This window comes from Leuconostoc carnosum, assembly GCF_007954525.1.
Lineage (GTDB): Bacteria > Bacillota > Bacilli > Lactobacillales > Lactobacillaceae > Leuconostoc > Leuconostoc carnosum.
The window spans coordinates 23,340-46,781 of record NZ_CP042376.1; the positions used below are offsets into that span (position 1 = coordinate 23,340).

At 39.0% G+C, this 23,442-nt stretch carries 29 protein-coding genes and 4 pseudogenes; 29 read left to right on the plus strand and 4 right to left on the minus strand.

The features are described from left to right. Positions 1–47 precede the first annotated feature (47 nt). The 17 genes and pseudogenes from FGL89_RS08380 to FGL89_RS08470 all read left to right on the plus strand — a co-directional run bounded on the left by FGL89_RS08380 (position 48) and on the right by FGL89_RS08470 (position 14,331). Positions 48–437, plus strand: a complete 390-nt coding sequence (locus tag FGL89_RS08380) for a winged helix-turn-helix transcriptional regulator (RefSeq protein ID WP_014333944.1) — start codon at positions 48–50, stop codon at positions 435–437. Positions 438–1,097: 660 nt separating this feature from the next. Then, positions 1,098–1,748 (plus strand): ABC transporter ATP-binding protein, encoded by a 651-nt coding sequence (locus FGL89_RS08390; RefSeq protein ID WP_147000544.1) that lies wholly within the window; start codon positions 1,098–1,100, stop codon positions 1,746–1,748. Further along, complete coding sequence (locus tag FGL89_RS08395) at positions 1,745–2,500, plus strand: ABC transporter permease (protein ID WP_147000545.1); 756 nt, start codon at positions 1,745–1,747, stop codon at positions 2,498–2,500. Before FGL89_RS08390 ends, FGL89_RS08395 begins: the two co-directional genes overlap by 4 nt. A 92-nt stretch (positions 2,501–2,592) precedes the next feature. Then, entirely contained in the window at positions 2,593–3,249 is a 657-nt protein-coding gene (locus tag FGL89_RS08400) for a hypothetical protein (RefSeq protein ID WP_243129537.1), read from the plus strand. A gap of 87 nt (positions 3,250–3,336) precedes the next feature. Then, positions 3,337–3,924 carry a site-specific integrase gene (locus tag FGL89_RS08405; RefSeq protein WP_004906024.1) on the plus strand — a complete coding sequence of 196 codons (588 nt, stop codon included), beginning with the start codon at positions 3,337–3,339 and terminating at the stop codon, positions 3,922–3,924. Between the two features lie 481 nt (positions 3,925–4,405). After that, positions 4,406–5,641, plus strand: coding sequence for a MobV family relaxase (gene mobV / locus FGL89_RS08410; RefSeq protein WP_147000546.1), 1,236 nt, complete (start codon positions 4,406–4,408; stop codon positions 5,639–5,641). Positions 5,642–6,115: 474 nt separating this feature from the next. Beyond that, the gene (locus FGL89_RS08415) at positions 6,116–7,270 is read left to right on the plus strand and encodes a RepB family plasmid replication initiator protein (RefSeq protein ID WP_147000547.1); all 1,155 of its coding nucleotides are present in this window, start codon (positions 6,116–6,118) and stop codon (positions 7,268–7,270) included. Continuing rightward, entirely contained in the window at positions 7,263–7,829 is a 567-nt protein-coding gene (locus tag FGL89_RS08420) for a helix-turn-helix domain-containing protein (protein ID WP_006845394.1), read from the plus strand. Before FGL89_RS08415 ends, FGL89_RS08420 begins: the two co-directional genes overlap by 8 nt. A gap of 32 nt (positions 7,830–7,861) precedes the next feature. After that, positions 7,862–8,218, plus strand: a pseudogene (locus FGL89_RS08425) (type I restriction endonuclease subunit R); the annotation flags it as partial. 77 nt (positions 8,219–8,295) lie between these two features. Beyond that, entirely contained in the window at positions 8,296–8,679 is a 384-nt protein-coding gene (locus tag FGL89_RS08435; protein WP_006845392.1) for a restriction endonuclease, read from the plus strand. A gap of 551 nt (positions 8,680–9,230) precedes the next feature. Next, positions 9,231–9,803 (plus strand): Dps family protein, encoded by a 573-nt coding sequence (locus FGL89_RS08440; RefSeq protein ID WP_019041559.1) that lies wholly within the window; start codon positions 9,231–9,233, stop codon positions 9,801–9,803. 184 nt (positions 9,804–9,987) lie between these two features. Continuing rightward, complete coding sequence (locus FGL89_RS08445; RefSeq protein ID WP_089997620.1) at positions 9,988–10,695, plus strand: Crp/Fnr family transcriptional regulator; 708 nt, start codon at positions 9,988–9,990, stop codon at positions 10,693–10,695. 8 nt (positions 10,696–10,703) lie between these two features. After that, positions 10,704–11,012, plus strand: a pseudogene (locus FGL89_RS08450) (prolipoprotein diacylglyceryl transferase family protein); the annotation flags it as partial. 146 nt (positions 11,013–11,158) lie between these two features. Further along, entirely contained in the window at positions 11,159–11,392 is a 234-nt protein-coding gene (locus FGL89_RS08455) for a heavy-metal-associated domain-containing protein (RefSeq protein WP_006845389.1), read from the plus strand. Between the two features lie 197 nt (positions 11,393–11,589). Beyond that, entirely contained in the window at positions 11,590–13,452 is a 1,863-nt protein-coding gene (locus FGL89_RS08465; protein WP_006845388.1) for a heavy metal translocating P-type ATPase, read from the plus strand. Positions 13,453–13,700: 248 nt separating this feature from the next. Continuing rightward, positions 13,701–13,844 carry a hypothetical protein gene (locus tag FGL89_RS08695; RefSeq protein WP_006845387.1) on the plus strand — a complete coding sequence of 48 codons (144 nt, stop codon included), beginning with the start codon at positions 13,701–13,703 and terminating at the stop codon, positions 13,842–13,844. Positions 13,845–13,890: 46 nt separating this feature from the next. Next, positions 13,891–14,331 carry an SGNH/GDSL hydrolase family protein gene (locus FGL89_RS08470; RefSeq protein ID WP_155815909.1) on the plus strand — a complete coding sequence of 147 codons (441 nt, stop codon included), beginning with the start codon at positions 13,891–13,893 and terminating at the stop codon, positions 14,329–14,331. A gap of 61 nt (positions 14,332–14,392) precedes the next feature. On the opposite strand, the gene FGL89_RS08475 is transcribed toward FGL89_RS08470, so the two are convergent. Beyond that, on the minus strand, positions 14,393–14,605 hold the full coding sequence (locus FGL89_RS08475; RefSeq protein WP_006845385.1) for a hypothetical protein: 213 nt from the start codon (positions 14,603–14,605) through the stop codon (positions 14,393–14,395). Between the two features lie 49 nt (positions 14,606–14,654). Continuing rightward, positions 14,655–15,215 carry a hypothetical protein gene (locus FGL89_RS08480; protein ID WP_006845384.1) on the minus strand — a complete coding sequence of 187 codons (561 nt, stop codon included), beginning with the start codon at positions 15,213–15,215 and terminating at the stop codon, positions 14,655–14,657. Positions 15,216–15,302: 87 nt separating this feature from the next. Here FGL89_RS08480 and FGL89_RS08485 point away from each other — a divergent pair, with 87 nt between their 5' ends. Both FGL89_RS08485 and FGL89_RS08490 read left to right on the plus strand, forming a co-directional pair. After that, positions 15,303–15,944: a Crp/Fnr family transcriptional regulator gene (locus FGL89_RS08485; protein WP_038241070.1), complete on the plus strand. Its 642-nt coding sequence runs from the start codon at positions 15,303–15,305 to the stop codon at positions 15,942–15,944. A gap of 91 nt (positions 15,945–16,035) precedes the next feature. Further along, positions 16,036–16,628: pseudogene (locus FGL89_RS08490) on the plus strand (IS5 family transposase). Positions 16,629–16,769: 141 nt separating this feature from the next. On the opposite strand, the gene FGL89_RS08500 reads toward FGL89_RS08490, so the two are convergent. Beyond that, the gene (locus FGL89_RS08500) at positions 16,770–17,237 is read right to left on the minus strand and encodes a Dps family protein (RefSeq protein ID WP_003587210.1); all 468 of its coding nucleotides are present in this window, start codon (positions 17,235–17,237) and stop codon (positions 16,770–16,772) included. Between the two features lie 561 nt (positions 17,238–17,798). Here FGL89_RS08500 and FGL89_RS08505 point away from each other — a divergent pair. The 10 genes and pseudogenes from FGL89_RS08505 to FGL89_RS08545 all read left to right on the plus strand — a co-directional run bounded on the left by FGL89_RS08505 (position 17,799) and on the right by FGL89_RS08545 (position 23,238). Continuing rightward, positions 17,799–18,443 (plus strand): ArsR/SmtB family transcription factor, encoded by a 645-nt coding sequence (locus FGL89_RS08505; protein WP_004909452.1) that lies wholly within the window; start codon positions 17,799–17,801, stop codon positions 18,441–18,443. 125 nt (positions 18,444–18,568) lie between these two features. After that, positions 18,569–18,850, plus strand: coding sequence for a thioredoxin family protein (locus FGL89_RS08510; protein ID WP_147000549.1), 282 nt, complete (start codon positions 18,569–18,571; stop codon positions 18,848–18,850). 13 nt (positions 18,851–18,863) lie between these two features. Then, positions 18,864–19,178, plus strand: coding sequence for a thioredoxin (gene trxA, locus FGL89_RS08515; protein WP_004909451.1), 315 nt, complete (start codon positions 18,864–18,866; stop codon positions 19,176–19,178). 20 nt (positions 19,179–19,198) lie between these two features. After that, positions 19,199–19,522, plus strand: a complete 324-nt coding sequence (locus FGL89_RS08520) for a thioredoxin family protein (RefSeq protein WP_004909449.1) — start codon at positions 19,199–19,201, stop codon at positions 19,520–19,522. Then, positions 19,522–19,650, plus strand: a pseudogene (locus tag FGL89_RS08525) (aspartate racemase); the annotation flags it as partial. The gene FGL89_RS08520 and the pseudogene FGL89_RS08525, both read left to right, overlap by 1 nt. A gap of 90 nt (positions 19,651–19,740) precedes the next feature. After that, positions 19,741–20,685, plus strand: a complete 945-nt coding sequence (gene trxB, locus FGL89_RS08530; RefSeq protein WP_004909445.1) for a thioredoxin-disulfide reductase — start codon at positions 19,741–19,743, stop codon at positions 20,683–20,685. An 18-nt stretch (positions 20,686–20,703) separates the two neighbouring features. Further along, the gene (locus tag FGL89_RS08535; protein WP_013984970.1) at positions 20,704–21,351 is read left to right on the plus strand and encodes a DsbA family oxidoreductase; all 648 of its coding nucleotides are present in this window, start codon (positions 20,704–20,706) and stop codon (positions 21,349–21,351) included. 12 nt (positions 21,352–21,363) lie between these two features. After that, the gene (locus FGL89_RS08795) at positions 21,364–21,492 is read left to right on the plus strand and encodes a hypothetical protein (protein WP_004909440.1); all 129 of its coding nucleotides are present in this window, start codon (positions 21,364–21,366) and stop codon (positions 21,490–21,492) included. Between the two features lie 17 nt (positions 21,493–21,509). Continuing rightward, on the plus strand, positions 21,510–22,841 hold the full coding sequence (locus FGL89_RS08540; RefSeq protein WP_004909438.1) for a dihydrolipoyl dehydrogenase family protein: 1,332 nt from the start codon (positions 21,510–21,512) through the stop codon (positions 22,839–22,841). Between the two features lie 139 nt (positions 22,842–22,980). Further along, the gene (locus tag FGL89_RS08545) at positions 22,981–23,238 is read left to right on the plus strand and encodes a GIY-YIG nuclease family protein (protein WP_004910776.1); all 258 of its coding nucleotides are present in this window, start codon (positions 22,981–22,983) and stop codon (positions 23,236–23,238) included. On the opposite strand, the gene FGL89_RS08550 is transcribed toward FGL89_RS08545, so the two are convergent. Next, entirely contained in the window at positions 23,209–23,400 is a 192-nt protein-coding gene (locus tag FGL89_RS08550; protein WP_004910774.1) for a hypothetical protein, read from the minus strand. The genes FGL89_RS08545 and FGL89_RS08550 overlap by 30 nt on opposite strands. Between the last annotated feature and the right edge of the window lie 42 nt (positions 23,401–23,442).

Below are 23,442 nucleotides of genomic sequence, written 5' to 3' on the forward strand. Positions count from 1 at the left end.
TTTAAAGTAACCTGTTTGACTTAAATACTAACAAAGGGAGTCGGATTATGTCAGATCATTTTCGAAATGCTGTTATTAAAAAACTTAACAATGGGGATTTTGATTGTACTAAAGAATTTACAGTATCGATGTTCAGTGGTAAACATAAATTATTAATATTATGGATTTTAATAAATGATGGGCCACAAGGTTTTTCATATTTTATGAAGCGTTTGAAGGGTATCAGTAAAAAAGTTTTATCAAATCAGTTAAATGAGCTAATTGGTGACCAAATTGTGTCTAAACGAGAATACTTATCTGGTAAAGTACATCACACTGAATATCAACTAACCGATATAGGGCAAACATTGATTCCAATTGTAATTGCTTTAAACGACTGGGGAGAAAATAGACTTAAACAAGTTAGTTTGGTTAAAAAATTCAATAATGATCTATAAATTTTAAGAAGTAATTTTAGAACGTGTTAGTTTCATCGAATCTTTTCAACTCACTCTTGGAACATCTCAGGAGAGTTTTAAACAAGACATCAGGAAAAATAGGCGGACAGAGTCTTTGGGTTGTTTTAATCGCATTATATGATTTTTATCAGAGTATGAAAAGTTAATACACGAAGTTACTGATCTTATACTAAAAAATATTCCAAGTTATTGACTTATGAGCAATCTGTTATTACAGTAAGTATGCGAACCCTTGAATTAATTGATGAATTACCAGAATTTGAAATCCAAGAGTAATATGGGGTCTATTTATATAATGACCCCTAGGAAAGACTATTAAAACAGCCCCCATTATCTAATAGTTAGATAACGGGAGTTGTTTTTTTATAAAATGATATAATACTCCCTAGATAGGAGAAAACGTATGTCTAGACAAAAACGATCGATCAAGGAAAATAATGATAAATTAAAAGTTCAATTAGAACTCCTCCGTAGTTATACGGAACACTTTGACTCAGGTATGATTCATATGGCTTTGCCAATGGCTACACAGGTTCGTGTATTAATACATCAAACAGATAAGTCCAATTTATTGACTTCTGAGCACTTTTTCATCCGGCTGTTGTCGGCGCCGATCATTGTGCGATCGGAGGTGGGCATATGACTTCATTGATTAGTTTAGAAAAAGTTAATTATCAAATCGCTGATCAACATATTTTACATGATGTTGATTGGCAGATTCCAGCTGGGGCTCATATTACATTGACGGGACCATCCGGTGGTGGGAAAAGTACGTTATTACGGATCATTGCGGCCATGATTTCTAAAACAAGTGGGACCTTGATTTTTGATGGGCAGCCGCTTGAAAGTTACGACCCAATCATGTATCGGCGGCAAGTCTCATATTGTTTCCAACAACCGACGTTATTTGGTGAGACGGTGGCAGATAACTTAGCTTTCCCGTACCAAATTCGTAAGCAAGTCATGGATACGCAACGAGTGGTAACGGCGTTAAATAATGTTGGGCTGTCCGAACGAACCCTGCATCAGCCGATTATCGAGCTTTCCGGTGGTGAACGGCAGCGGGTCGCGCTGATTCGCAACATCTTATTCTTACCAAAAGTGTTGTTATTAGATGAGGTGACAGCTGGTTTGGATGAAAATAATAAGCAAATCGTGCACGCCTGGTTACGACAGTTAAATGAGCAGGATCACGTGACAACGATCATGATTACTCATGACGCGACAGAGATTGCTGCGGCAGATCAATTAGCGAAAGTGGTTGCTGGCAGATTGGAGGTACACGCATGAATTTAGCAGTTAATAATACGTCGCTATTTTTGGCGGCAATGCTAGTGCTCGTCGCGTTAGGAATTAGTTTGTGGCAGAAACTTGGCTTAGATAGGGACATCGTCGTTGGTGTCGTGCGGGCTGTTGTACAACTATTTATCGTGGGTTACTTGCTAAAGTATATTTTCCGAGTCAACAATTTGTGGCTAACGCTGGCGATGATAGGCTTCATTATCTTCAATGCGGCTTGGAATGCGAAAAAACGGGGGCCGGGGATTGACCATGCATTAGCCATTTCGTTATTAGCCATTTTTGTTAGTACGGGGGTAACACTCGGCGTCCTCGTGCTATCTGGTGCGATTAAGTTTGTGCCATCGCAAATGATCCCCATTTCTGGTATGATTGCGTCGAATTCAATGGTCGCAATTGGGCTGGCTTATCGCAGCCTCAATAGTCAGTTTCATGACCAGCGGCAAGGTGTGCTTGAACGGTTGGCGTTAGGGGCTGGTCTACTTGATGCTTCGATTGCCATCGTGCGTGAGGCGATTCGCACGGGGATGTCACCAATCATTGATTCGGCAAAGACTGTGGGTCTAGTCAGTCTGCCAGGGATGATGTCCGGTTTAATCTTTGCAGGGGTCGATCCAGTACGGGCCATTAGGTATCAAATTATGGTCACGTTCATGCTCTTATCAGCGAATAGTTTGGGGTCAATCATTGCGTGCTATTTAGCTTACCGTAATTTCTATAATGAACAAAAACAGTTGAAGTAATGACTCCTGATTGCAGTCCCGCGGGGAGTCCTTTATGATGGAAGCTGAAATAAAACTTAATGCGGGGGTATTGATGTGAATGACGCAGCGGTTTGGGTTCCAGTTCCAGCAATGTTTTACTGGGGCTGGTTAGTACCACTCATATTGGTTGGCGTTATTATCGCGATAAGGTTCGCCTAGGTAACGGTATTTGGTTTTCGCTATTTTTCTATTCGTTTTTAACCATGCTGGCGATTACAATTTTAGGTAGCAATATCCACTGGTTGATCATTATCAGTGGGACGTTGTTTGTGTTGCTGATCCTGTTGATTGGGCTGATTTTTACCTTACAAGCTTTCTTGCTCTTATGGAATGCGTGGATCATGTGGCGTCATGAGAGTCATACATTGGCGAATATGCTGACCTTGTACTTGGGACTGGCCATTCTGATTTTGCCATTTTTAGGCAATCTGTTGAGTAGTCATGTGCCGCAGCCCGTGAGTTATTTTTTGACGGTATTTCCGAATCTGGTCATTTTTTACCTTGGTTTTTGGTTTTATAACTATCTGACGATGCTGACGATTTATCAATTCAATTGGCCCCGTCTGCGACAAGATTATATTATTGTGCTTGGGGATGGCTGGGCGGAGACGCAATCGAAGACGACCTTGCAAAATATGCAGTTTAGTAAGCAATTGATTGCACAGGGACCTGTTAAAAATCCACGCACGATTTTTGTTATAAATAATTACGGTAGATTGCAAATTTAATCCGAATTTTTTGACAAATTGGTCATTCATTGACAAAAGTGAACTAATTATAGGCAAGGACTGTTCTATTATTGAGGTTAAATAGATATGCAACAAATCGTACTCCCAATCAAAGACTCCAACGTCTTAAAAATGGTGCAAGACACCTTACTAGATAGTTTTCGGGCAGGTCGCCGTAACTACACCATCTTTCAAGTTGGCAAAGCCACCCTGCTGCGGGTGAGTGATGTGATGACGTTAAAGAAATCCGATATCTATAATCCAGATGGCTCTGTTAAACACACGGCCTTTATTCATGATAAAAAGACCGGTAAAGCAAATACACTATATTTAAGGCCCGTGCAACAAGACTTGTTGCAATATCATGATTGGCTAGTCCAACAGAATATCAATTCGGACTGGTTATTTCCTTCAACGGCCCATCCAGACCGGCATATCACTGAGAAGCAGTTTTATAAGGTCATGTCACGTGTTGGTGATCTATTAGGTATCAACTATCTAGGCACACATACCATGCGTAAAACAGGCGCTTACCGCGTCTATACACAGTCAAACTACAATATTGGTTTAGTCATGCACTTACTGAATCATTCAAGTGAGGCTATGACGCTTACTTATCTTGGCCTGGATCAAGCTAGTCGTGAGACCATGTTAGATCAAATTGATTTTGGTTAAATATTTTAATTACAACTACAACTACAGGTGTAACTATAGCTGTAGTTGTAATTAAAATTTCCTTATCTTGAATATTGATCATAATTTTTGATTGAGATGATTACGATGAGGAATATATACGCACTCAGAATAAGTTGAGATAGATACAGATACTATCTCAACTGATTTTTTTATGTGGTTAAGCTGACATCAGCTTGCCCCACGCGGGTAGCGTTCTGCATGACATGCTCCCGCTGAAGGTGATCTTGCAATGATAAATTGCCCCGTCACGGCGTGACCCGCCGGAGGTTTTACAAGCCGGATAATAGGCGCTGTAAAATAGCAGTTTCCCCAGCAGGAAGGGGAAACGCTACTGTCATCGCTTGTCGATGACGCGCCTCGCAGAGCCTGTCCAAAATATTATTTTGGTATAACAGGCTATACCAGATTTTTAACGGTGTTATACTGGTCTTGGAAAACCCTTTTCGAGGAGGCATTTTTGATGGCGCATTTAAAGAAAAATACCCGTGGTGCAGTACCCGGTTTAGCGGTTCACTTTGAACGTAAAACCGACCATCACACTAACAAAGACATTGATGTGTCGAAAACCTATCTGAATCAAGAGCTCATGGCAGATGGTTCAAATATGCTTTCACGTTTCAATGCGCGTTTAAATGACGTTTATTGCATGAAAAGAGACGATGTGAAGGCGTTAGCCACTTGGATTGTCACTTTACCTGAAGAACTCACAGAAGCCCCCTACGAGCAACAGAGCGCCTTTTTTGAAGCAACTAGCAATTTTCTGAATGACCGTTATGGTCAAGAAAATGCCGTGGCTGCGGTGGTGCATTATGATGAGACCACCCCTCACTTGCACTATGCCTTTGTTCCGGTGGTTTTTGATGTTAAAAAGTCACGTGATAAAGTATCAGCTAAAGAAGTGCTCACGCGGCAGGATCTGCAAACCTTTCATGATGATTTAGATCAGCATTTAAAAAAGGTGCTGCCCTTTTATGAACAAGGGATTTTAAATCACAAAACCTTACCATTTGAGGATGTCGCTGAAATCAAAAAATACAATGATCAGTTCAACGCTTTAAAAACGGAACTAGCTGACGTTGAAGAAAATATTAGGGCTAAACAGGCCGTACTTAAAATCACGGATCAAGCCTTAACGGAAGTTGACTTAGCCGAAAAACAAATTGATGATTTTAAACAAGCCTTATCTAAAAACCTTTTTGGTAAGACGGTGCTTAAACCAGATGACTTAGATCGCTTTAAAAGCGTGTTAGCCACGATGAAGAAAGCCACCCTACAAAGCAAGCATGAAACGCAAGAACTCAAACAAACGTTAAGACAAGTCAAAGCGCAATTAGCAGACGTCCAAGCAGACTATCAAAACCTAAAAGAAACGCATCAAGCGCTTCAGAAGCGGCACAGAGAACAGCAACAGCTGGATTATGCCATGCGAGACATGCTTAAAAATGATTATGGTGTCGACCAACTATCCCATACGGATGTGGAGGCCCGGTATGTTCTTTATAAGCTGGATCATGAAGAACTCACAAAAAATAAAAAAGTAGCCCAGTCATGGTTAAAAACACTAACGACAGCTAGAGCAGATCCAGATACGAAAATCTCGCCAACTAGATTAGATCAAGGGATTGAACAAGTTAAAGCATTAATTAATCGAATCATTGAATTAACGCGTGATATTTTTAAAGGACCCAGTCTCTAACGTTAAACCGACTTATTTGCCCTTCTAAGCGTTTTTATCCATGTGACGTAGAAATAATCATTAAATAGATTAAAACGTCTCTATTGGCTTAATAAGTGGCAATCAGGTTACATAACCAGGAATCCATCATTTAAAATAATGCCAAACAAAAAGAACACTCTGGACAAACATTATGTACAACGGTGTTCTTTTTGTTTTGTTTTTATTAATTCAATAAAAAGGTGAAGCCTATTATAAGTTTATCTTTTATATTTTAATCTTTTGTTCTTTTGCGCGGTGATATAGTCAGTTTTATCAAGGGTTTAGAGAATAATAAGACTAGAAAATACTATGTATAAGACTAGAAAATACTATGTATAAGACTAGAAAATATGTAAAAAACTAGTCTTATTTGCTACAATAAAAGCATGAAGAAATTATCTTTGGCCAGACATTCTTCATGCTTAATCCAAACACGCAAAGGAGCGCCTTTATATGGCTATTGTACCAGAATTAGAAACAAGGCAGGTAGAGACCTTGAATGAATTATCAAAAAGAAAAGTAGTGGAACATAATTCTTTAATTACCAGCATTGCGAAAATGGATAAAACCCCATTGAAAATGTTTGAGTTAGCCGTTTCTCTAATAGATACGGAAAATCCCCCAGAAAATCATACAGTTTATTTATCAAAGCGAGAGATGTTTGCTTTTTTTAACGTGGATGATAGCAATAAACATTCTCGCTTTAAAGAAGCCATTGAAAAAATGCAGAAACAAGCTTTTTTTCAGATTAAGAAAGAACACGATAAAGGTTTTAAGTTTGTTAGTATTGTGCCAATCCCTTATGTGGAATGGACAGATTATAATGACGAAGTAAAAATTGAATTTCATCGTGAAATCATGCCTTACTTAATCAATCTCAAAACCAATTTTACCCAACATGCCTTGTCAGATATTGCAGAATTGAATAGTAAGTATGCAATTATTTTGTATCGCTGGTTATCAATGAATTACAACCAATATAATCACTACAGCGTTAAAGGTGGGCGAAGAGAGAAACAAGTTGAAAGTTACCGTAATCCCGAGATAAGTATGCATGATTTACGACAGATGACTGATACAGTTGATGAATATAAACGATTTTATAATTTTGAAAAATGGGTACTAAAGGAACCGCTTTCCGAAATCACAAATCATACAACCCTTAACGTAACATACGAAAAAATTAAAAAAGGACGTAGCATCGATAGCATTGTCTTTCATATTACAAAAAAACAAGTTGCAGATGATAGTAGTTATAAATTAGCTGACCCCGCCTATATTGACGATAAGATCAGTCAAGAAGAAAGTGAAGAAAAATTGGTTTATCAAGCCATGAAAAGCCCCTATACAAAGTTACTTATGGAGCAGTTTTTATTGTCATATATTGATTTAACGGATACGACTATTTTGTCCGGGTTACAGAAAAATGTTTATCCACTCTATGACGAATTAAAAGAGTTACGTGGTTTAAAGGGCGTGAAAGAACACTTAGCCTATATTAGAGACAAACAAGATGACTATTCGAAAAAGAATATTGCTAAGTATCTTAAAAAATCGATTGAACAGTATCTACCAATCGTTAAAAGGCAGGATATAGATCATGAGTGACAATTTAAAAACAATTCGAGAACTTGCTGAGGAGTTAGGTGTTTCAAAACAGGCAATACAATATCATATAAAGTCGCTGACAAACAAAACAAGGCAAACAAACGACAAAGGTATAGTTATTTTATCTTTAGAAGAACAGCATTTTATAAGGTCGAAGGTCGACAAACAGACAAACAAAACCAAGACAAATAAACAGACAAATGACAAACAAACAGACAAAGAGACAAAGTGGGATATCCACAACTATTTAATTAGTGAACTTGATGAAGTTAAGAAAAATAGAGATAAACAATTAGCAGTTAAGGATAAGCAACTAGAAAATAAAGATTCGCAAATAGCTCAAATGCAAAACTTACTAGACCAACAACAACGGTTAGCTTTGCAAGACAAAAAGCTGCTCGAAGAATACAAGGCAGAAATTAAGGACTTGAAAGCCTTAACGATGGCACCGCATGATGATGGTGAAAAAGAAGTGACGTCAGACAAACAACCGGAACCTGAAAATAGCACCCCGGAGTCACAACCTAAACCGAAAAAGTGGTGGCGTTTTGGTAAATAGTTACAACTAAAAAAGAAAAGAAGACTAGTTAAATGGCGGAAGATAAATTTGAACAAGCTGTAATTGACAAGCTAAAGAGTGAAGGTTGGGAATATCTAACAGATTATTCTGGTGTAACAGTTGATCGGCTATATGACCACTGGCGCGACATTCTGAATGCCAACAATCGTAAACGACTAGAAGATACGCCGTTATCTGATAATGAGTTTGAACAAGTGAAGTTGGAACTAACGAAGAATAAAACGCCGTATGATGCGCAACTCATGTTGGCGGGTACGGGTGGTGTTGGGACGCAGCTAGAACTTGAAATATTCTATGGTGATGAAGTGGCTGGTGGACATTCACGTTATGAAGTCGTTAACCAAATTACGTTTACGGATTTAGCAACGTAAGTTAGATTTGTTGAAAGAACAGAAAAAAGGCTTTTTACAAAAGATGTTTGTTTAGGGTCTATAATTAATAAGTGATGGGGTATTGTGGAACTGATGGTCAGGCAATAACTACGCAAGCAACTAGAGACGGTGGAGTTGATGGATTTATCCAACAAGATGCATTAGGGCTACAAAATATATACATCCAGGTTAAAAGATACGCTAAATCAAATTCTGTAGGTTCTAGAACCATCCAAAGTTTTAGTGGAGCACTTCAGGAAAGAAGTGCAGGAAATAGTAATAGTGGTGTCTTTATAACTACTTCATCCTACACTCAAGATGCTTTAATATCCGCTAAACGTCTACATATAAAAGCTATTGACGGTGAACAATTGGCTAAACTAATAATTAAATATAAGGTTGGTATAAAAACCATCAATCAATTTCCAATTTATGAGATTAATAAAGACGACTTTTAATTCCCACCATTTCCATCAGGGTAATTTATAAGGAGAAAAGCTATGGATGACTTAAAAACCATAATAAGTAAAACTCTCAATCAATATCAAAATACTAAAAATAAATAAAAAAATTCTTTTCAATTTTTATTTATGGTATGACATAAATAAAGTAAAGTTATTCGTCTAGGTTAATCTTATTAATACTCTTTCTCACTAGTGTTGCATGCAACACTAGTGAGAAAGAGCATTAAATATACTGCAAGGCAAGACATTTGGTAATTGAAGAATAACAAGCAAAAAAATAGCAGTCAGGTCTCTTGACAAAGTATAGTTGCTATTCTTTTTTTAGGCCCTACTTTAATGAAATTTTTGTTTGGAGGGAACGACCTCATTCCTTTGATTATTTCAGTTGAATTTAATAGAGAAGCCTGGCGTCTATTAAGAAATACTTTTCTTGATGAGCGTCAATTTTTTTAACGGAAATCTATCCTATACTAAATTCAGTAAAGGAAAAGGAGAAATCAAAGGAAACTATTTTAAACAAACCAAAATTATAGGAGGAATAGATCATGACTGAAAATAAAGCTTCTCAAGAAAGAACACCCCAAGAAAGATTGCAAGAAGAACAAGAACACAAGGAACATGTCCATCATACAAAAATTAATGCAGCGGCCATTTCGGATCATCTTTTAGGGAACATGCATACTTTACATGTGAAATTGCACCAATATCACTGGTATGTAAATGGTGCTAATTTCTTCACTCTGCATGAAAAATTTGAAGAATTGTATAATCAAAACGAAGAATGGTTCGACAAACTAGCAGAACGCTTGATTACTTCCGGTCATAAACCGGCTTCAACCACCGCTGAATTTGAAAAATATTCCATGCTTTCAGAAGATGCCATCAATAAATACGCTAAAGCAGAAGACATGGTTGAAAATATTATCGAAGATTTCAGAAGTACCCGTGAATTAACGATTCGTGCTATTCGTTTAGTACAGGATGAGGGTGACGATGCTTTAGAAGATACACTGATTGCTTTTAAAAATGACTTAGATAAAAACATTTGGATGCTGCAAGCATTCATTGGCAAAGAGGCATTGGAAGACGACGATGCGTTTGATGAGGATGAAGATTAGGTTTTTCGTAAACATACATTTAAAAATTAAAGATTTTGGGGTTGGGACTCTTTCCAGCTCCTATTTTTTTGCCGTTAAAAAGACTTTTCTTGATGAGAGTCAATTTTTTTGAGGTAGGGGGCCTTTATACTAAATATAGGAAAGTTAAAAAAAGGACAATAAACTGATAAAGGGGGAGAACGAATTGACTCAATACACCCAACCACATGCAGCAGGAGACCACTCAGCTTGTATCCGCTTAGTCCCGATATTCAATCATTTGGAGGAAAGCTCGATGGATCGCATCGCTGGAAAAGCTCACACGAAGCACTATCAAAAAGGGGCGTTTCTGTTTCGCTCGCAAGAAAAAGATGATGCCTTATATATTGTGAATCGCGGAAAAGTCCGCATCTATCGCTTGTCTGATTCTGGTAAAGAGCAACTAGTGCGTATTTTGAATCCGGGTGACTTTACGGGAGAATGGACGTTGTTCAATCCTGATGCTGTGCATGAGGAATACGCAGAAGCTACTCGAGATACGTCTGTCTGCATGATTCAACAACATGATGTACAAGAGTTTCTAAAAGAGTATCCTGCAATTTCGTTAAAGCTGCTAGGAGAGATGTCGCAGCGGTTAGAGAAATCCGCACGTCAAACCGCACAAGTAGCCGTGGAGAGTGTCATTACCCGTTTAGTTTTGTTTTTGGCAGAAAATGTGGAACCTGAAATGGGCAACTCTCCCACCATCACCCTGCCGATGGCAAAAAAGGACATTGCTTCCTATTTAGGAACGACACCTGAGACCATCAGTCGCAAATTTGGAGAATTGGAGAACGAGGGATTGATTCAACAGCTGTCTGGGAAAAGAATCAAGATTCAGGATTTAGATGATTTATTGCTTTACAGCGAATAATCGGACACACTTTTTTATACACGTTGGTGTTCTGTCGCTCTTCATTAACAATGGGACAGAACTCAGTGCTTTTGCGTCAAGAAGAAGTCGCTTTGAGTTACGTTTTGTGGTACTCAGTGGGTCGGTTCTTCATTGAAGGTATGCGAACGAACAGTTTATGGATTGGCGAGTGGATCCGCGTTTCGCAAGCCTTGTCTCTGGCCCTGTTTATTGGCGCGATTGTAGTATGGTTTATACGCAGACAAGATTATCCACCAATTTCTTATTATTCTGATGGCAATAAGGGGCAGAAAAAGACTATTAAGATGGTGAATTGAGCAAAAAGATAAAAAGAAGTGCCGAACTTGATATGCGTCAATTTTCGTTTGCTAAAAGTGAGCTATATTACAGTTGTAAAGAGGAAAAGGCAGTGTTCATTAATCTGCTGCCGATAAAATAAAAACACATAAAGGAGATAGGAATTATGGAAAAAGCTATATTGCAATTAGAAACGTTGTCTTGTCCAAGTTGTATGCAAAAAATTGAAGGTGCCGTGAAATCAGTTAACGGTGTTGATAAAGACAGCATTAAAGTATTATTCAACTCCAGCAAAGTCAAAGTCGATTTTGATTCAGCTGTCACTTCGATTGAAGAGATTCAAAAAGCTATCGAAAACGTAGGCTATCCGGTCCTTAAAGCAAAAGTCAAGGCCGCTTAACAGATTAAATGAACTAGGCAATTCTGGAAGGAAAGCTATTTTTCCAGGATTGCTTTTTTTGTTGCAATCCGATTCGAGGTGCTTAGAAACGATAAAAGAGAACTTTCTAAACTTGATATCCGTCAATTAATTACTTAGGCAATTATCTTATACTTTGTTTATCAATAAAAGAGAAATTAAATTTGGAGGGAAAAAGCATGCAACAATATATATTAAGCAAAAAAAATGTTATCACCGTCATCAGTGGATTGTTAATCGCACTCGGTTTCTTCAGTCACTTTGTTTTAGAAAACGTAGGACTTTCAGAGTGGTCTTTGATCATCGCCTCTGTCTTTGGGATTATGCCAATTGCCATTCAAGCGTTTCAAGCAATGAAAGTCAAAGTCATCAGTATTGATGTCTTAGTTAGTATTGCAGCGATTGGTGCGCTTTTTATTCAAAATTATGAAGAATCGGCTATTGTCACGTTCTTATTCTTATTCGGACACTACTTGGAACATCGAACATTGAACCAAACGCGATCTGCTATCAAAGAATTGACTGAAATGGCACCCGAAAGCGCCTTGAAACAAATGGATAATGGCGAATTTGAAGAAGTAGAAGTGGATGATGTAGATGAAGGGGATATCTTGCTCGTTAAAACGGGTGCGAAAGTTCCAGTAGATGGTACAGTTCTTACGGGTGAAGGGCATATCAATGAAGCTAGCATTACAGGTGAAGCTGTTCCGGTCAACAAGCTAGCTGATGCAGAAGTTTTTGCAGGAACCATTTTAGAAAACGGAACGATTCAAATCAGAGCTGACCGAGTTGGTGAGGACACCACATTTGGAAAAATTGTTGAACTCGTGGAAGAAGCACAAGATTCTAAATCCGAAGCGGAACGGTTCATTGATCGCTTTTCTAAATACTACACACCAGCTGTCTTGGTCCTGGCAATTGTTGTATGGGCGTTCAGTCAAAATATTGAGTTAGCAATCACCATCTTGGTTCTAGGTTGCCCAGGCGCATTAGTTATCGGAGTGCCTGTCTCAAACGTTGCCGGTATTGGGAATGGTGCTCGTAACGGTGTTCTTTTAAAAGGGAGTGAAGTCATTCAAGACTTCAGCAATGTGGATACAATTGTATTTGATAAGACAGGTACTTTAACTGTCGGAAACCCAACCGTTGCAGCGACTGAACTGTATGAAAAAGATTCTGCTGAAACGCTTGGCTATCTGGCCAGTGTGGAACGGGAATCAGATCATCCATTAGCAAAAGCGGTCTTAAATCAAATTGGAGAAACAAACTTTTATCCTGTTGAAGAAACTGAAGTCGTGAAAGGCGGCGGAATCGTTTCAAGTGTAGCTGGACATAGAGTGGCTGTCGGGAATGTGGCCTTGATGGAAAAAGAAAATGTCACTCTCAGCAAAAAAGTGCAAAAAGATGTCAAACGGTTTGAACAACAAGGGAACTCTCTCGTTTTGACAGCGGTCGACGGTGAATTAAAAGTACTGATGGGCATTCGCGACCAAGTCCGTCCGGGTGTGAAAGCTAATTTGCAGGAATTAAAAGACCTGGGCGTAAAAAATCTAGTCGTTCTTTCAGGAGATAACCAAGGAACCGTTGATGTGGTCGCAGGCGAACTTGGTTTGACCGAAGCTCACGGCCACATGTTGCCGGAAGACAAATCGGCTTATATCGGAAAACTCCAACAACGTGGTCAAATTGTAGCCTTTGTTGGAGATGGCGTTAACGATAGTCCGTCCTTAGCTTTAGCAGACATTGGCATCGCAATGGGAAGCGGAACGGACGTAGCGATCGAAACATCCGATGTCGTTTTAATGAACTCGAACTTCAGCAACTTGCCTCACGCATTAGGAATAGTAAAAGCTACCGCTAATAATATGAAACAAAATATCGCGATTGCAATTGGAGTAGTGTTGGTCTTGTTGACCAGCGTCTTCTTCAGCGAATGGATGAATATGTCTATCGGAATGTTGGTTCATGAAGGTAGTATCCTGGTGGTAATTTTCAATGCCATGAGATTAATGAAGTATAAGTTGAAAGGTCGAAAAGAATAAAAAGAAGTATCAGCACCTGCAGAGACAGTAAAAATATCTCAAGAATAAACTAGAAGAGGCTGGGACAATAGTCCATCCTTGAAATGACAAAAGCGGAAACTCCCAGATTTAAAATTCTGGGAGTTTCCACTTTTTTGAGTTCTTGAAAAAAAATAAGAGTATAGAGTATGCTCTTTATAAAATTAATTTTCGTGTGAATGATTAAAAAATCTAATAATAAAATTTAAATTCCTATTAAGTTTTAACACATGAAATTACATAATTCATCATATTGGCTATATCGTGTTTACGATATTAATAAGGAAGCAAAATTAGAGAAGTATCATGGCAATCTAGAACAATATTTTAGTTTTGAACCAACTGATTATCTTGCTTTGAAGAAAGATAATTAGAACGTACAGGGCCCATTTTTATAGTTACGCCCCTAGCCATCAAACATTGAATCCCAAGTCACCGTTGATGGGTCGGCGGATTGCATTTCTGGGATCGTCAATTACGGCCGGTGCGGGTGCACCGGAAGATTCGTTCGTCGATTATCTCGTCGCGACGGATGGCGTGATTGCCATCAAGGAAGCGGTGAGTGGCACCACTTTAGCAGGTAACGCACCAGATAGCTATGTGCATCGGCTCTATCATCGGATTCCAGTGACCCAACCATTAGACGCTTTTGTCTGCCAACTTTCAACCAATGATGGGCGGCATGACAAGGCTATGGGGCAAGTTACGGGTGCACAACAGCGCCACGGCTTTGACGAAACGACGACGCTCGGAGCGATTGAAACAATCCTGGCCTATGTTCAACAGCATTGGGCGGTGCCAATCGTGTTCTTCACTTGTGTGCGAAAACACGATGCGAATTATGGTAAATTAGTGCAGTAATTGAAAGTCTTACAAAAAAAGTGGCACTTCACGATTATTGACCTCTGGCAGGATCCAGTGGTCAAAGCTGAAAATCGCGCCCAACCACTAGCAATGGTCGACGACGCTCATCCAACCCGATTAGGTTATCGGAATATCTGGACGCCAATTTTTCGGCAACAATTAACGGACGTGCTTCGCCAGTCGGAACCATAATCGTCAATCGATTTCGCGTTTTCAAGGCTTCCGTCGATAGTCTAAAGAAATAAACATAACGACCGGATGAACCTGTCATGTGATAGGCTCATCCGGTCGTTATGTTTTAGCTTACTTCAAATTTTAGGTTAGTCTGCGACTTCAATCTTCCCAACCGCAATCGGTAAGGTGACGTGTGCATCGTAGGCGCCAACTTCACCAGCAACGGTGGCTGGTAAAACCAAGTCTTGTGGTACGCCGTGAATGTAGATGACCCGTTTGTCGAGTTCCAAGTCATCGGTACCAAAGACTTCTTTGAACTTCGCTTGCAAATCAGCTAATGGCACATCGATTTCGTAGGCAAAGTGGCCTTGGGCGTCAGCGACTGGGTAGTTATCATTCGGCACGTCCATGTGATGTGGGGCGTTGTCAAATGGCACCATCGTTGTCCCTGAGACTGGTTCAGTTTCTGGCAAGTCGACAAATCCGTCATGATTGGCATCCTGCGCCATCGTGGCAATTTGGGCCGCCTTACCATCTGGAAAACCGTGGAAATGTTCCCAGTGTTGCGTATTTGCAGGTGTATCAAACATTTCAATCGCCACGTGTAATTGGTCACCGTCTTCAACAAAGGTGGCAGTTCCATGGGGTGCCGTTCCAATGTCTTCTGCGTTTAGTGGTACGATGTTAGCAACGTATTTTTTAGTCATGAATGATTCCTCCAATTCTTCATCATAAGTCCATTATATGCTATTCTAAACTTATTAAAATTGATATATGTCAAGAAAGGAAAATTTATGCACCCAAAAATGGATTGTATCAGTCGCTCGCCACTTTTCGCGCCGCTGTCACCGACAATTAAAACTAAATTGATTACAGTGACGCACCATCGCAAGTTTTTTCAAAAGGGTCAACTGATCCGACAACCGCTGGACCACCAAGAAGGGATGCTGATTTTGGACGAGGGGACGGCCAAAGTCTATGCGTTAGCTGATAATGGCAAGGAGAAAATTATTGACTTACTACATACTGGTGATGTGGTCGGTCAGCGCTGGTTATTTGCACCGCATGAAAATCAGGGCTACATCCAAGCGACTAGTGATGCGTGGGTTTGTTCCATTCAATACGCTGATTTTCAGCAGTTACTCGGAGAATCAGCGAATTTATCGTTAGCGATGATCAACAATTTTGGCAACCAATTGATTGAAGTCGAGAAAAATCAGATGCGCCGTGATCTATTGGATGCAAAGGACCGTCTGATGGCTTATTTGCGGGATGTCGCGGTGGAATCCGGACAAGTCGTCTTTGAATTACCACTTAAAAAGAAGGAACTCGCCAATATTTTGGGAATTACGCCGGAGACGCTCAGCCGTCAATTTAAGCAGTTAGCTTTGGAAGGTAAAATTATTGTGAATAACCGGCAGATTACGATGTGCTAGAAAAATGCGGTTAACTACGCATTTTTCTAGGGACTGTCTGAAAACTAAAAATTCAGGTATAATCTGAGGAAAAACGAATCGAGGCATTCCGATGACAACACCTAAACGATACGAACTGGAAGATGCTCAGTGGGACCGAATCAAAGGATACTTCCCGCCATACCGGACTGTCCGTCCATCAAGCCTAGACAACCGTACCGCCCTCAACGCTATCCTCTGGCTCATGCGCAGCGCAAAAAAAACGCCGAATGCATGGTCGAAAATCAAGCTATTGGACTAAGTCGAGGTGGCCGAACGACCAAGATTCACGCACTCGTTGACGGATTAGGGAATCCCTTGGGGTTTCGCCTAACAGGTGGTCAAGTACATGATAGCCAAGTTGCCAGTGAGTTGCTGGAAGGCTTCGATATTTCTCAATCAAATATTATCGCGGATAAAGCCTATGGCACCGCGAAACTTCGCCAGTATATTGAAGATAAAGCAGGCGTCTATACCATTCCGCCAAAGGAAAATACCAAAGACAAGTGGACCTGTGATTACCACGTTTATTGTGAGCGCCATTTGATTGAGAACTTCTTCAATCAGTTGAAGAACTTTCGTAGGATTGCAGCGCGTTATGATAAGCTCGCTCGTGTTTATCTGGCTACGGTCTACATTGCCTCAATTTGCATCTTACTTAAGTAGTTTTCAGACGGACCCTAGTATAACCTATTCCGAACGAATTAAAATCGAAACCTTTTGTGAACTAGGGCTGTCCAATATCCAAATGGGCGTTCGGATTAATTTTACAATCTACCATAAGCCTACCGATTTTTTAATATTATTTTATTCATCAATTTCTGGCGCCGACCCAAGCTCTGCCTGAATCATCCAGATTTTCTTCTCAATTGCGGTTTTGAGACCAATGAAAATATCTTGGGTACTGAAGTCTTTTTCAACATCGGATACTTCAATGCCGTGTTGGTAAAGGTCTTCCAAGTAACGATAGCCATCAACTAAGTGTGCGAGGCGTTCTGGGGTTGTTTTGTCCCATTCACCAGGCCAGTCTTGAATCTTAGTGTTTTCGGCCATTTCTTTTAAGGTCGAGTAAGGACTGCCATCAAGCGCAATCAGCCGTTCAGAAATGACATCGAGTTGGCTGTCAATTTCTTCCATGAACTCATCCATCAAGGGGTGCAACTTCAAAAAGTTGGGTCCACGCATGTACCAATGCGTCTGATGGATAATCATTGACATCTGGCTCAAATCGGCAACGAGTTGATTTAATACTGCTTTGGTTTTCGTATATTTCATTAGATTGATCTCCTTTCGATATGGTTATTGTAGCATAGTGGTAGCTTAATCTGAAACGTTATACACTGGCAAATTAAGTTATTTATAGCCCGTAGAATTAAGTCGTTTTGAAAAGATGGAGACGTTACAATCTACCAATTAAATAAATCTACAATTGAATTCTATTTACCTTATGAAGATGTTCAAAACGCGTTAAAGGAAAGTGCGCAAAACCCCTTTATACGTACAAAGGATGAATGGGTAGTGGGTAACAATGAGTGTAAATTAAATAAGGCACAAAAAAGTATGCTTAAGGATAAAGAAATATATAATCATTTCAATTTAGAAAATATTCCCAGTTCCATCAAAACGGAGCTAAACAAGATAGTGCATGACATCGATGACTAATACTTAAACACCAAACAGAAAGGGGCTATGAATATATAGGGTCTATAATTATAGGATGACTCCTAAATCTAAAAAGACAAGGCCCATTAATTTATTAACTAATAATATTGAATTTCAATTTCATAGGAAAACTGGTAAACTATTCAACACAATAGTTGAAAAGGTGGAAAGAAAATGTTTGAACAAGCAGTTAACTACAAAAATGGACTATATAAAGAACTATCTAAAATTGGTAAGGGGCTAAGCAGTGATCGACGATTAGAAATTCTTGATCTTTTAACTCAAGCACCCAAATCAGTTGAAACTATTGCCAACGGGGTCGGAATAAGTGTAGCTAACGCCTCACGCCATCTACAAATATTGAAGGACAGTCATCTGGTTAAAACAAAACGAAAAGGCAATCATATTATTTATAGCCTTAGTTCTCCCAAAATTAGTGATTTTGTGCACCTATTAACCGATATTGGCAACAGTGAACTTTCAGATATGAAAACAATTCAGGATAAATCAGACGCTCAAGATAACGTTAAAACCATTTCCTTAAAGCAAGCTCAAGAAGAATACAAAAATAGCTTTGTCCTTGATGTACGACCTTCTGATGAATATGCAGCAGGCCACATACAATCGGCAATTAATGTCCCATTGGAAACATTAAAAGAATCAATGCCCAAATTACCTAAAGATCAAAAAATTATTGTTTATTGCCGTGGAAGACTATGTGCTAATTCCAACATTGCCACACAGATCTTAAATAGAAATGGTTTTGACGCAGTTAGTTTAAATTCAAGTTACTATGATTGGAATAAAATAACAGAATAAACAGTTTAAGCACGATTTAGTCATTTATTGATTAAATCGTGCTTTTATATTGACTTACAAAAAGTATGTGATATTATTAAACTATTCAAGCAAACAATTGAATAATTGAAAGGCGGTGACATAACTTGTCTACTATTGATAAAACGCTAACCTTAATTAATTTTGAGAATAATTGGTGCGCCCAGTGTTACACGCAGCGACCAATAATAAATAAGATTAGCCATGACTTTAATTCATATTTAAACGTTCGGGTAGTGAATTCAGATGTTCACCCAGAACCAGCAAAAAAATACAATGTTTATTCCGCACCCAGTACTATTTTGCTGCGTGATGGAAAAATCGTTGAAAAAATTACCCGTTTTATTGATCAATCACAATTAACAACTTTAATTAAATATTACCTATAAAGGAGCGACTCTTATGGTTAAGAACTTAACTGACAAAGACTTTGTGAAAGAAACTAGTACCGGTGTTACATTAACTGATTTTTGGGCTACTTGGTGTCCTCCATGTCGAATGCAAGGACCGATTATTGAACAACTTGATAAAGAAATTGGCGATAAAGTCAAAATTACTAAAATAGACGTAGATGCAAATCAAAAAACACCAATAGCATTTGGAATTATGTCTATTCCAACCTTAATTATCAAAAAAGATGGCCAAGTAGTTGATAAGCTGGTTGGCCTCCACAGTAAGGACCAACTTAAAACCGTTCTTGCTCAATATACTAATTAGGTTAAGAGGGGAGAAGCTGAATGGAACAACTATCAGTAATGAATAAAAAAGAATTTGATAAAAAACTGAAGAATGGAAAATATATTTTAGTTTTTATGGCTTCTTGGTGCCCTGATTGTAGCTTTATCAAGCCTCATCTACCAGAGATTGAACAAGAATTCAAAGATTACACTTTCATCAGTGTCGATCGTGATGAGAATACCGAATTGGCTCAAGAACTAAATATCTTTGGTATTCCAAGCTTCGTTATTTTTAGAGATGGGCAAGAAATCGGAAGACTTGTCAATAAAGATCGGAAGACTAAAGAAGAAGTCGAAAATTTCATTACCAACACTATTAACTAATGAAGAAGTTTTTTACTATTCTTGGCGGTATGGGGACGTTAGCAACTGAAAGTTATGTCCGACTCCTTAATAAGAAAACTGAAACCCATAAAGACCAAGACTATTTAGATTATATAGTGGGTAACCATTATTGATGCACAAGAAGTCATTGTTAATCGTTCATTGGATAAGGGATTAGCGTTACGTGACGACTAATAAGTAGATTGGAGTGAAATTTAATGAGGAAATATGATGTAGTAGTGATTGGGGCCGGTCCTGGTGGAATGACCGCTGCCTTATATGCAGCACGAGCTAATTTAAATGTAGCAATGCTTGATCGCGGTATTTATGGTGGACAAATGAACAACACCGATGACATTGAAAACTACCCTGGTTTTACAACAATTAAGGGGCCTGAACTTGGTGAGAAAATGTATCAAGGAACCGTTAAGGCCGGAGTAAATTTTGTATACGGTGATGTCCAAAACGTTACCGTTGATGATCAACAAATGAAGCATATTCAAACCGATAGTGACGAGTTAGTAGCAAGCGCAGTAATTATTGCAACAGGATCTAATAATCGAAAATTAGGTGTACCAGGTGAAGAAAATTTCTCCGGAAAAGGGGTTTCTTACTGTGCAGTATGTGATGGTTCTTTCTTTAAAGGAAAGAACGTGACTGTAGTTGGCGGTGGTGATTCAGCAATTTCTGAAGGATTGTACTTAGCTAATGTCACTGATGGAGTTAATGTCATTCATCGTCGCGATCAGTTACGGGCACAAAAGGTATTACAAAATCGTGCTTTTGATAACGATAAGATAGATTTCACTTGGAATACTAGTGTGACAGAGATTTTAGGTGATGAAAATCATGTTACTGGAGTAAAAATTCATAACAATCAGGTCGGTGATGATACAACTCTAGACACTGATGGAGTTTTCGTTTACGTCGGTAACTTTCCAAACAGCCAAATTTTCAATAATTTAAATATTACCGATCAAGCTGGTTGGATTATAACTAACGATCAAATGGAAACAACAATTCCTGGAATCTATGCAATTGGTGATGTCCGGCAAAAGCAACTGCGGCAAATTACAACTGCGGTTGGCGATGGTGGTATTGCTGGGCAAAACGCCTTTGAATATTTCGAAGCCATAAAGCATCGGCAAACGGTTAAAGATTAAAGAGAGGAAAATTACTTTATGGAAATCAAATATTGGTCAGACATTGCTTGCCCCTTTTGTTATATCGGTTCTAACCGAATGAAACGAGCAATGAAGGAAATTGGTATTTATGACACAACTGAATTAGAGTTCAAATCATTCGAGCTTAACCCTGCAACACCAAAGGAAACCGATGAAGGATACATTAATCACTTCACTCAGGGAAATAAGGCAATGGAGCCACAGGCCAAAAAGCAAATGGCTTACATCGAACAAATGGCGCATAACGATGGTCTACCAATGGATCTTGACAGTGTAGTACCTACAAATACTATGGATGCGCACCGGATTATTAAATTCGCAGAAGCTAAAAATGATCCTGATTTGACTGAACGAGTAATTAGACGCTTCTACCAAGTTTACTTTAGTGATGGTCAATCGATTTCTGACCATGATGTGCTATTAAATGCGGCAATGGAAGCTGGGCTTGCTAAAGACGAAGTAGAAAAAGTGCTTAATTCTAACCAATATCATCAAGCTGTGGTCAATGACGAGGCAGAGGCTCAACAATCCGGTATTCATGCTGCACCTTTTTTTGTAATCAATAATAAGTATGCAATTAGTGGTGCTCAACCATATGAAGTCTTTGTTAAAGCCTTAAAGGGCGTTCAAGCAGAAGAAAATTAGGAGGAATTTACGATGACCGAAGATAAGCCACAATTTAATACAATATTTGGCGATAATAATGATGCTGCTGTATGTGGGCCAGACGGTTGTAATATCGCTGAACATCAAAAGCAAACTGAGGATAAGAAGAAAACAAAATAAATGGAGGAAAGCTATAAATGAAGTTTGACTACGTTGTTATTGGCAGTGGGCCATCAGTTTATCGTTTCCTATTGGGAATGCAGAATAGCGGAAAGAAAATCGCGGTTGTTGAAAAGAATCGGTTTGGCGGAATTTGCCCTAACGAAGGCTGCGAACCCAAGATTTTCTTAGAAGGAGCAGCACGAGCAACCTTAACTTCAATGCGTTTGCAAGGTAAGGGAATTACTCAACCAGCTAAGCTTGACTGGAAAGAACTTATTCAGCAAAAGAATAAGGCTATGGCGTCATTCCTAAATAATATGCAAAGTATGTATGAAGGCCTGGGTGCGACTACCATCAAGGGTGAAGCATCATTTGTTGATCAACATACCATTGAAGTTAATAATAAAAAAATCACTGCTGATAATTTTGTAATCGCAACCGGAAAAAAGCCGCATCCTCTTAACATTCCTGGCCACGAGTACCTACTTACTAGTACTAACCTTTTTGAACTCGAAGATACTCCAAAGAACGTCGCAATTATCGGAAGTGGTTACGTTGGTATGGAATTTGCTACATTGTTGTCTGCTGCCGGGGTTAAAGTAACAGTTATTGTCCGATCCGGCCAACCACTAGAGGGATTTTACAGCCAACACGTTCATCAGTTAGTTGATGAAATGAAAAACTCACTTGGTATTAATTTTATATTTAACACAAATGTTACAGCTGTTACCGAAGCACAAACTGGCTATGAGGTTCAATCAGCTAACGGCAACCTTGGCACTTTTGATAAAGTTATTAATGCCAGTGGTAGAGTTCCTGAAATTAATGCATTGAAACTTGATAATGCTGGTGTAGAGTACAGCAACCGCGGAATTAAAGTTGATAAATATTTGACCACATCAGCAAATAACATTTACGCAATGGGCGATATTGTTGATAAAACCGCACCAGCATTAACCTCTACGGCACAGTTTGAAGCAGACTACTTAAGTGCCTTACTTACTAATAAAACAACTGAACCTCTTAGGTACCCAGTAATTGGAACCGTTACGTTCACATTCCCCCAACTCGCTCAAGCTGGAATTAGTATTGATAAAGCAAAGGAAGACAGTAATTATTCAATTAAAGATATTGATATTACTCAAGGTGACTTTCTTTATGCTGGAACAGATGATCACGCACGATTATCATTAGTCTTTGACAAGCAAAATCATCTCGTGGGCGCTGCTGAAATTAGCCAAACAGCAGTAGATGATATCAATTCACTAATTCCTGTTATGGCAATTGATGTTGATCCAGAGGTTTGGAAAGAAAAGATGCTAATGGCTTTCCCTGGTTTAGCATATAAAATTAGAACATTAATTTAACAACAAGAGGGTCTATTTGTGACTAATGACTCCTCGAAAAGACTATTAAAACAGCCCCCATTATCTGACTAGTAGATAATGGGGGCTGTTTTTTTGTTCGGCGGTATAATAGCGCCTAAAAAAAGAGGTCGATGATCACATGCCCAATCACATATTTATCAGCCGAGAGTCAGGGAATGATAACATTTCAATATTCTATGACGAACCATCATTTGTGGTCATTGCGAATAAAGACGATTTAGCTAGCATTCAGTTGATTGATGAGTCTAAAAAACCTGGCATCTATATATTGTTGGGTGATGATAAACGATATATTGGTCAAGCATCAAATGCTATTTTTAGTAGACTGCAGCAACTGCTTAATAAACTAGCGCTGGTGGGCGTGTTGTTGACTTGACTGGGGCCGATAAGCGGCAACTAAACCTGTCACAGCGTCCAAAGTCATAATCAGACCCATTAACCACATCGCTGCCATATTGTGCATGGTACCAATTAGAATCAGCAGCACCACATTTAACGCCAGCATGAGCCAGCCCATTGTTTTCGACATTTGTTGCATGAAAATCCTCCTCAAGTGTATGGATAAGACCTATACCATTTT

Excerpts from the sequence above, each read along its gene's own strand:
- FGL89_RS08380 (WP_014333944.1), top strand. The coding sequence starts at position 48 with ATGTCAGATCATTTTCGAAATGCTGTTATTAAAAAACTTAACAATGGG.
- FGL89_RS08390 (WP_147000544.1), top strand. The coding sequence starts at position 1,098 with ATGACTTCATTGATTAGTTTAGAAAAAGTTAATTATCAAATCGCTGAT.
- FGL89_RS08395 (WP_147000545.1), top strand. The coding sequence starts at position 1,745 with ATGAATTTAGCAGTTAATAATACGTCGCTATTTTTGGCGGCAATGCTA.
- FGL89_RS08405 (WP_004906024.1), top strand. The coding sequence starts at position 3,337 with ATGCAACAAATCGTACTCCCAATCAAAGACTCCAACGTCTTAAAAATG.
- mobV (WP_147000546.1), top strand. The coding sequence starts at position 4,406 with ATGGCGCATTTAAAGAAAAATACCCGTGGTGCAGTACCCGGTTTAGCG.
- FGL89_RS08415 (WP_147000547.1), top strand. The coding sequence starts at position 6,116 with ATGGCTATTGTACCAGAATTAGAAACAAGGCAGGTAGAGACCTTGAAT.
- FGL89_RS08420 (WP_006845394.1), top strand. The coding sequence starts at position 7,263 with ATGAGTGACAATTTAAAAACAATTCGAGAACTTGCTGAGGAGTTAGGT.
- FGL89_RS08435 (WP_006845392.1), top strand. The coding sequence starts at position 8,296 with ATGGGGTATTGTGGAACTGATGGTCAGGCAATAACTACGCAAGCAACT.
- FGL89_RS08440 (WP_019041559.1), top strand. The coding sequence starts at position 9,231 with ATGACTGAAAATAAAGCTTCTCAAGAAAGAACACCCCAAGAAAGATTG.
- FGL89_RS08455 (WP_006845389.1), top strand. The coding sequence starts at position 11,159 with ATGGAAAAAGCTATATTGCAATTAGAAACGTTGTCTTGTCCAAGTTGT.
- FGL89_RS08465 (WP_006845388.1), top strand. The coding sequence starts at position 11,590 with ATGCAACAATATATATTAAGCAAAAAAAATGTTATCACCGTCATCAGT.
- FGL89_RS08695 (WP_006845387.1), top strand. The coding sequence starts at position 13,701 with ATGAAATTACATAATTCATCATATTGGCTATATCGTGTTTACGATATT.
- FGL89_RS08475 (WP_006845385.1), bottom strand. The coding sequence starts at position 14,605 with ATGACAGGTTCATCCGGTCGTTATGTTTATTTCTTTAGACTATCGACG.
- FGL89_RS08480 (WP_006845384.1), bottom strand. The coding sequence starts at position 15,215 with ATGACTAAAAAATACGTTGCTAACATCGTACCACTAAACGCAGAAGAC.
- FGL89_RS08485 (WP_038241070.1), top strand. The coding sequence starts at position 15,303 with ATGCACCCAAAAATGGATTGTATCAGTCGCTCGCCACTTTTCGCGCCG.
- FGL89_RS08500 (WP_003587210.1), bottom strand. The coding sequence starts at position 17,237 with ATGAAATATACGAAAACCAAAGCAGTATTAAATCAACTCGTTGCCGAT.
- FGL89_RS08505 (WP_004909452.1), top strand. The coding sequence starts at position 17,799 with ATGTTTGAACAAGCAGTTAACTACAAAAATGGACTATATAAAGAACTA.
- trxA (WP_004909451.1), top strand. The coding sequence starts at position 18,864 with ATGGTTAAGAACTTAACTGACAAAGACTTTGTGAAAGAAACTAGTACC.
- FGL89_RS08520 (WP_004909449.1), top strand. The coding sequence starts at position 19,199 with ATGGAACAACTATCAGTAATGAATAAAAAAGAATTTGATAAAAAACTG.
- trxB (WP_004909445.1), top strand. The coding sequence starts at position 19,741 with ATGAGGAAATATGATGTAGTAGTGATTGGGGCCGGTCCTGGTGGAATG.
- FGL89_RS08535 (WP_013984970.1), top strand. The coding sequence starts at position 20,704 with ATGGAAATCAAATATTGGTCAGACATTGCTTGCCCCTTTTGTTATATC.
- FGL89_RS08795 (WP_004909440.1), top strand. The coding sequence starts at position 21,364 with ATGACCGAAGATAAGCCACAATTTAATACAATATTTGGCGATAATAAT.
- FGL89_RS08540 (WP_004909438.1), top strand. The coding sequence starts at position 21,510 with ATGAAGTTTGACTACGTTGTTATTGGCAGTGGGCCATCAGTTTATCGT.
- FGL89_RS08545 (WP_004910776.1), top strand. The coding sequence starts at position 22,981 with ATGCCCAATCACATATTTATCAGCCGAGAGTCAGGGAATGATAACATT.
- FGL89_RS08550 (WP_004910774.1), bottom strand. The coding sequence starts at position 23,400 with ATGCAACAAATGTCGAAAACAATGGGCTGGCTCATGCTGGCGTTAAAT.